This window comes from Vibrio sp. D417a, assembly GCF_030248595.1.
GTDB classification, from domain to species: domain Bacteria; phylum Pseudomonadota; class Gammaproteobacteria; order Enterobacterales; family Vibrionaceae; genus Vibrio; species Vibrio alginolyticus.
In genome coordinates, this window is the sequence record NZ_JAHGAM010000003.1 from 316643 (window position 1) to 324349 (window position 7707).

Below are 7707 nucleotides of genomic sequence, written 5' to 3' on the forward strand. Positions count from 1 at the left end.
TTGCTCGGGTTTTTTATGATGAAAAATGAATGTGATCTCACTCAAGAACTTCTGAGATTTATCGTGAAATTGCTTGTTATCGGTTAGTAAATCCGTAGATTGGATAGAGTACTCAGCTGAAAACGGCCTCGTTTTTAGGGAAGTTTTACGGCCTAATATTTGAGGTGGTTAAAATTTAACTACACGTAAGGTGTGATGACGATCACTGAGTCTTTCCAATGAATCCATTTAAAAAGCCGCTTACTGTACAAGCGGCTTTTTACTGTCTGGCATTTGGCTGACTTTTCGTAGCGGTATCATGAAAATGGGGTCTTTTGGGGCTAGTGAAACCCTTTCTAGACTTTTGACTTGGTCCAAACTTTCTAGTTGTTTGTATATTATGTAGTAGCGATTAATGCTTGTGACGTACCCGACCGTTGAGCTTAAACTTTTCCGCATAACGACTTCCACGTTATTAAACCAAACATTAGGATCGTAACCTTGTTGGGCTGCACGCTTACGAATACGCTCTACATTACCGGGGCCCGCATTGTAGGCCGCCAATGTAAAGTAGAGTTTATTTTGTGCAGTGATATCAGGATCACTGAAGTACTGCTTACGCAAAAAAGCTAAGTATTTCACTCCAGCATGAATGTTGTTTTCTAATTGTCGAACATTTTTGATATTGATATTCGGATCTTGAGCGGTGCTGGGTAGGACTTGCATTATGCCAACGGCACCTCGGCTTCCAACTAGGTCGTTATTAAATCCTGATTCCTTGTAAGCGATTGCAGCGATCAGTAAATAGTCGATATCGTATTTCTCACCATAGCGTGAAAATAGCGCTGCGAGTTTTTCTAGTTGAGCAATTTTCTTAGGGTTAAGAGCTCTGTTCAACCATCCCGTGTTATCGATGTATTTACCGTAAATAACGTTACCGAGTAGTGTCCCAGAGCGAGACTTCTGGATGAACTTATTCACTACGGCTTTTAATTTGGGACTATTTTCTCGCATTGCCCAAGCAATTTTGCCATTTTTGCGGATAGGGATTTTTTTGTGCACCCGAATATCATCCATCACTTTCAGCCAAAGCTTGGCTTTATGGCTATCGAGAACAATGGCTCTGACGTAACCACTGTTGAGCATTCCGACCAGCTCATAATCTTGAAGTGTTTCTTCAATAAAGTGCACGATAACAGGCGGTAAGCCTTTTTTGTTTAGTTTCTTATTTAGTGTCTGAATGCTTTCAAAGTAGCTAGAGCTGGCGCGCACCCAAATCTCTTTGCCGCTCAGTTGTTCGATTTTCGTCATCGTTGGTGTGCTTTTGTTTGTCACTACCCACTCTTGAATGTCAGTGAGAATGGGTGAACTGAACTCCACTTTCTGTTTGCGCGTGTCGGTAATAGTCAGGTTGGCGACAACTAAGTCACCTGAACCGTTTTCTAAGGCCGGCAGTAGCTGGTCGCGGGCAACAGGAATAATTTGTACGTTAAGCTTTGGTTTGAGTTTACGAAGGTCTTTTTCGAAATGCGCCAGCAATTCCGCGCCTATGCCTTTTGGTGTGCCGCCCTCAATGTAGTAAAAGCCTAAATCAGCAGAAACTAAGACGCGCAGTACATTCTTCTCCTTGATGACATCGAGGTCCCCAGTATAAGGAGGCTGTTTGAGCGGCGAGATTTGCAGTGCGCAAACGGAAGCAGACAATAGGAGCAGCATAACTGCGCAAAGCTTAGATATCGTCACGTTCACATCCTTTTTATAAAGGGGGGAGGAGAACTTTAAGCATATGTGGAGCTAGGAAGATCATCAAGAAAGGGCTGAATACACTATTGAGAGTAATAAAAAACCGCCACGGTAAAAACGGTGGCGGTTCAGTTTAAAGCAAGTTCAATTACTTCACAGGGTTGAGCTCGATAAGCTTTTCAGTTCTTGCTACGGCGTCTTCCAAACCAAGTTGCTTGTAGGCCTCTAGCTGGATAGTCAGTGACTTACGTGCAGCTTCTGTGTCTGGATAAGCTTTTTGTAGCTCTTGGCTGCGATTAATAGCAGCGACCCAAGCTTCACGGCGAAGGTAGAAGTCAGCAGTCGCTAAATCATAGTTCGCTAGACGGTTTTTCAGCGCGACCATACGTTTTTGTGAATCTTCTGCATATGGGCTATTCGGGTAACGTTGAAGTAGTTTTTTGAAGTCATCAAACGCTTTTTTTACCGGTTCAGGATCGCGATCGCTTCGATCTACGCTGAATAAATCATGCATAAAGTTACGATCTTGCGCCATGTGGCTTAGACCTCGCATGTACAGCACCCAATCCATCTTTTCATGGGTTGGGTTTAAACGCATAAAGCGAGAAATGGTTGCCAAGCCCAAAGCAAGGTCGTCGTTTTTGTAGTACGCATAGATTAGGTCAAGCTGCACCTGTTCTGAGTAGGCACCGAATGGGTAACGTGAGTCTAATGCTTCCAGTTTCTCAATTGCAGAAAGCCAATTACCACTTTGAAGAGAAATCTGTGCGTCTGCATACAGTTCCGAAGGCGGCACATCAGGAACGATTTCTTCTTTGCTTGCACATCCAAACAGAAGGGATACCGCTAAAAGGCCTGTTAAAGTCTGACGTTTCATATCAGGAGTCTGTTCCTTGAATCTAAATATTTCTTAAGCTGCCGTTACTTTCTTTCCAGTAACAGATACAATGACGTAATAGTCTATTTTTTCACAGTCGTGAGCATTAGTCTCACAGTTTTTAAAAAAGTTCGATATGGCTCAGCAGATTGTATTAACAAATACCGTAAAAGATAGCCAGTTAGGTCAACGTTTAGACCAAGCTATCGCCGAATTATTCGCGGACTTCTCTCGCTCGCGCCTAAAAGAGTGGCTGCTTGATGGGAAAGTTCAAGTTGATGGTGAAGTTGTCACTAAACCTCGTACCAAAGTAATGGGTGGCGAGGAAATTACATTGCAAGCCGAGTTAGAAGATGAAGAACGCTGGGAAGCGCAAGATATCCCGCTAGATATCGTCTATGAAGATGAAGATATTATCGTTATCAACAAACCTCGTGACTTTGTGGTTCATCCGGGCGCTGGTACGCCTGATGGCACTGTACTTAATGCGTTGTTGCATCATTACCCTGATATTGCAGAAGTACCTCGTGCAGGTATCGTGCACCGTTTGGATAAAGACACAACGGGTTTGATGGTGGTGGCGAAAACCGTTCCTGCACAAACTCGTCTGGTTCGCGCACTGCAAAAACGTAATATTACTCGTGAGTACGAAGCGATAGCTATTGGTCGTATGACAGCGGGCGGTAAAGTGGATCAACCTATTGGTCGTCACTCTACTAAGCGCACGCTTATGGCGGTAGCACCAATGGGCAAACCAGCAGTAACGCACTACCGTGTTGCTGAACGCTTCCGCGAACACACGCGTATTCGCTTGCGTCTAGAAACGGGTCGTACGCACCAGATTCGTGTGCACATGTCTTACCTTCAGCATCCGCTGCTCGGTGATATTGCATATGGTGGACGTGCTCGCATCCCGACAGGTGCGTCTGAAGAGCTAACGGCAATGATCCGGGGCTTCGATCGCCAAGCATTGCACGCAGTAATGCTGCGCTTTGAGCACCCAATTACGGGCGAAGTTCTTGAGTTTCATGCCCCTGTGCCTGATGACATGGTTGTGATGACTGAAGCGCTTCGTCAAGATACAGAAGAGCACGGCTTACCGGAAGAATTCTAATATGAAGACGATCATTCCGAACTGGCCAGCGCCTAAAAATGTCAAAGCTTTCGCCTCAACACGCATAGGCGGCTTTTCGACAGGCCCTTACCAAGGGCTAAATTTAGGTACTCACGTTGGGGATGATCTGTCTTTAGTAGAGAAGAACCGAGTTTGGTTGGCGCAACAGGCAAACATGCCAAATGCGCCAGTCTGGTTAAACCAAACGCATTCAACCATTGTGGCTCAAGCAAATGAACCAACAACACAGGTGCTTGATGCGGATGGTGTATTTACTTCTTCAAGCCATGTTGTTTGTTCAGCGATGACCGCCGATTGTTTACCTGTATTATTGACTAATACACAAGGTACGCAAGTAGCCGCTGTTCACGCAGGTTGGCGCGGCTTAGCAAATGGCATTGTCGAAAATGCGTTAGCGTTGTTTTCTGGTGAAGTGATAGCGTGGCTTGGCCCCGCCATTGGCCCTCAAGCCTTCGAAGTGGGTGAAGATGTTCTGCAAGCTTTTGTTGATTTTGATTCACAGGCGAATCAAGCATTTGCTCCACGCGATATCGACGGTAAATGGTTTGCTGACATGTCGGTGCTGGCAACGCAACGTCTAAACCGGTCTGGTGTGACACAAGTGTTTGATTCTGGACTTTGTACTTACCAAGATAAAGCCTCTTTTTACTCGTATCGCCGTGATGGTAAGACTGGTCGACAAGCAACCTTTATTTGGATCGAAGACTAGCTATAAGCACCAAAGTGCTAAGATGCATACTACTATTTTTGCAAAGCTATCTTTATTCATTCACTCCCTTGAAATTCCCCACCCGAGTATCCATCTTTCTAACTGTCAAAAGAATTTCCTTTAGTTGAGGTTAGGAAGGTAGATATGCGTCTTGATCGATTCACAAGTAAGTTTCAAATCGCTATCTCTGATGCTCAATCACTAGCGTTAGGGCGCGATCATCAATATATCGAGCCAGTTCACCTCATGGTGGCTTTGCTTGATCAAAATGGCAGTCCAATTCGTCCATTGCTTACTATGCTGGATGTGGACGTAACGCATTTACGCTCTAAATTGAGTGAAATGTTAGATCGATTACCAAAAGTCAGTGGCATCGGTGGGGATGTTCAGCTCTCTAGCTCGATGGGCACATTGTTTAACCTGTGTGACAAAGTGGCGCAAAAGCGTCAAGACTCCTATATCTCGTCTGAAGTCTTCCTGCTTGCCGCTTTAGAAGATCGCGGACCGTTGGGGCAATTACTCAAAGAGATCGGTTTAACAGAGCAAAAAGTCAGCCAGGCAATCGAAAAGATCAGAGGTGGTCAAAAGGTCAATGACCCGAATGCGGAAGAGCTTCGCCAAGCATTGGAAAAGTTCACCATAGACCTTACCGAGCGTGCAGAGCAAGGTAAATTAGATCCTGTTATCGGTCGTGATGATGAAATCCGTCGTACTATCCAAGTATTGCAGCGTCGTACTAAAAACAACCCTGTGATTATCGGTGAACCAGGCGTAGGTAAGACAGCAATTGTTGAAGGCTTAGCGCAGCGTATAGTTAACAATGAAGTACCTGAAGGTTTGCGTGGTCGCCGTGTGCTGTCATTAGACATGGGCGCACTGGTTGCTGGCGCGAAATACCGTGGTGAATTTGAAGAGCGTTTAAAATCAGTATTGAATGAACTTGCTAAAGAAGAAGGCAACGTCATCCTCTTCATTGATGAACTACACACTATGGTCGGTGCTGGTAAAGGTGAAGGCTCAATGGATGCGGGCAACATGCTAAAACCGGCATTAGCTCGTGGTGAGCTGCACTGTGTTGGCGCAACAACATTGGATGAATATCGTCAGTACATCGAAAAAGATGCAGCATTAGAACGTCGTTTCCAAAAAGTGCTGGTGGATGAGCCGACCGTTGAGGATACCGTGGCGATTTTACGTGGCTTGAAGGAGCGTTATGAGCTTCATCATCACGTCGAAATTACCGACCCAGCGATTGTTGCTGCGGCGAGTTTGTCACATCGCTATGTCTCCGACCGTCAGTTGCCGGATAAAGCGATCGACTTAATCGACGAAGCGGCTTCAAGCATTCGTTTACAAATTGACTCTAAGCCGGAGTCCTTGGATAAGCTTGAGCGTAAAATCATCCAACTCAAAATTGAGCAGCAAGCACTAAGTAACGAGCACGATGAAGCGAGTGAAAAGCGTTTGAAAGCGCTTAATGAAGAACTCAATGAAAAAGAACGTGAGTACGCTGAACTAGAAGAGGTTTGGAATACAGAAAAAGCAGCTCTTTCTGGTACTCAACATATTAAGTCTGAGCTTGAACAAGCTCGTATGGACATGGAGTTTGCTCGCCGAGCTGGTGATCTAAACCGCATGTCGGAGCTTCAATATGGTCGTATTCCTGAACTTGAGAAGCAGTTAGATCTTGCAACCCAAGCTGAAATGCAGGAAATGACGCTATTGCGTAATAAAGTAACCGACAACGAGATTGCAGAAGTACTTTCTAAGCAAACCGGTATTCCGGTATCCAAGATGCTAGAAGCGGAAAAAGAGAAACTACTTCGCATGGAAGACGTGCTGCATAATCGTGTGGTAGGTCAAAGCGAAGCGGTCTCTGTTGTATCGAATGCCATTCGTCGTAGTCGAGCTGGGCTTTCTGATCCAAACCGACCAATTGGCTCCTTCCTATTCTTAGGTCCAACTGGTGTGGGTAAAACAGAGCTTTGTAAGACACTTGCGAGCTTTATGTTCGACAGTGAAGATGCGATGGTCCGTATCGATATGTCTGAGTTCATGGAGAAACACTCAGTGGCAAGGTTGGTTGGTGCACCTCCAGGCTATGTCGGATATGAAGAGGGTGGTTACTTAACTGAAGCGGTTCGTCGCAAGCCGTATTCGGTAATTTTGTTAGACGAAGTAGAGAAAGCGCATCCGGATGTATTTAACATTCTGCTGCAAGTTCTCGATGATGGGCGTTTAACGGATGGTCAAGGTCGTACTGTTGACTTCCGTAATACGGTTGTGATCATGACATCTAACTTGGGTTCATCTCGTATCCAAGAGAATTTCGCAACATTAGACTATCAAGGTATCAAGAGTGAAGTGATGGATGTGGTTAGCAAACACTTCCGCCCAGAGTTCTTGAACCGTGTTGACGAAATCGTGGTGTTCCATCCACTTGGTCAAGAACACATTAAGTCCATTGCTTCTATTCAATTGGAACGTTTGGCGAAACGACTAGAGGAGAAAGGCTATCAACTAGAAGTTTCCGACAAAGCGCTCGATTTGATCGCTCAAGTTGGTTTCGATCCTGTGTATGGTGCGCGTCCTTTAAAACGTGCAATTCAGCAGAATGTCGAGAACCCGTTAGCCAAATCAATTCTGTCTGGTGAAATCGTTCCAGACAAGACAGTGCAGCTAATTGTTACTAATGACCAAATTTGTGCTCATCAATAATTGTATGGATACAGTAAAATTGAGATAAAAATCACACTAAAGGGGCCGTTTGGCCCCTTTTCTATAGTTTTTTAGAGTCTTTTGTCTGTTTTCTATACGAATAAACTAAAAAGGTGAGTTTTTTTTAAAAAATGCACTTGTGTTCTTTAATGAACTCCCTATAATGCGCCTCCGTTGTCAAGGGAAAGCAAGTAAAGCGGAACCTAAACAACTACGGTTAGTGAGTTAAAATTAACTCGCAGATAAATAACTTAAAAAAGTGTTTGACACGATAAGTTATCTAGCTAAAATAGCCGTCCACTTTGAAGAGAACTTCGAAGTGTGCTCTTTAAAAATATAGACCTATCAATCTGTGTGGGCACTCGTTGATGATAATCCAATTAGATACTTCGGTATCAAATTAGGTTTCAATGAAACGAAGTGACCATTGAATCTTCGGATTCAGCACAGTCAATTCAAACATTATACCACATTGACCAGCTTGCAGTAACTTCATGGCTTGTTCGAGGCGCAGGCGTGCGAACCATGCATAAGGCGTCATGCCAG

General features: G+C 44.6%; 5 protein-coding genes. 3 read left to right on the forward strand and 2 right to left on the reverse strand.

The features are described from left to right. Window positions 1–240: 240 nt before the first annotated feature. Window positions 241–1722 (reverse strand): transglycosylase SLT domain-containing protein, encoded by a 1482-nt coding sequence (locus tag KI742_RS03755; RefSeq protein ID WP_373417459.1) that lies wholly within the window; start codon window positions 1720–1722, stop codon window positions 241–243. A gap of 148 nt (window positions 1723–1870) precedes the next feature. Further along, a complete protein-coding gene (gene bamD / locus KI742_RS03760; RefSeq protein ID WP_005381876.1) occupies window positions 1871–2599 on the reverse strand; it encodes an outer membrane protein assembly factor BamD in 729 nt (242 codons plus the stop codon). Between the two features lie 136 nt (window positions 2600–2735). Here bamD and rluD point away from each other — a divergent pair, with 136 nt between their 5' ends. The 3 genes from rluD to clpB all read left to right on the forward strand — a co-directional run bounded on the left by rluD (window position 2736) and on the right by clpB (window position 7161). Then, window positions 2736–3713, forward strand: a complete 978-nt coding sequence (gene rluD / locus KI742_RS03765) for a 23S rRNA pseudouridine(1911/1915/1917) synthase RluD (protein WP_005381875.1) — start codon at window positions 2736–2738, stop codon at window positions 3711–3713. A gap of 1 nt (window position 3714) precedes the next feature. Continuing rightward, window positions 3715–4443 (forward strand): peptidoglycan editing factor PgeF, encoded by a 729-nt coding sequence (gene pgeF / locus KI742_RS03770; protein ID WP_285385168.1) that lies wholly within the window; start codon window positions 3715–3717, stop codon window positions 4441–4443. A gap of 144 nt (window positions 4444–4587) precedes the next feature. Beyond that, complete coding sequence (gene clpB / locus KI742_RS03775) at window positions 4588–7161, forward strand: ATP-dependent chaperone ClpB (RefSeq protein ID WP_005381873.1); 2574 nt, start codon at window positions 4588–4590, stop codon at window positions 7159–7161. Window positions 7162–7707 lie beyond the last annotated feature (546 nt).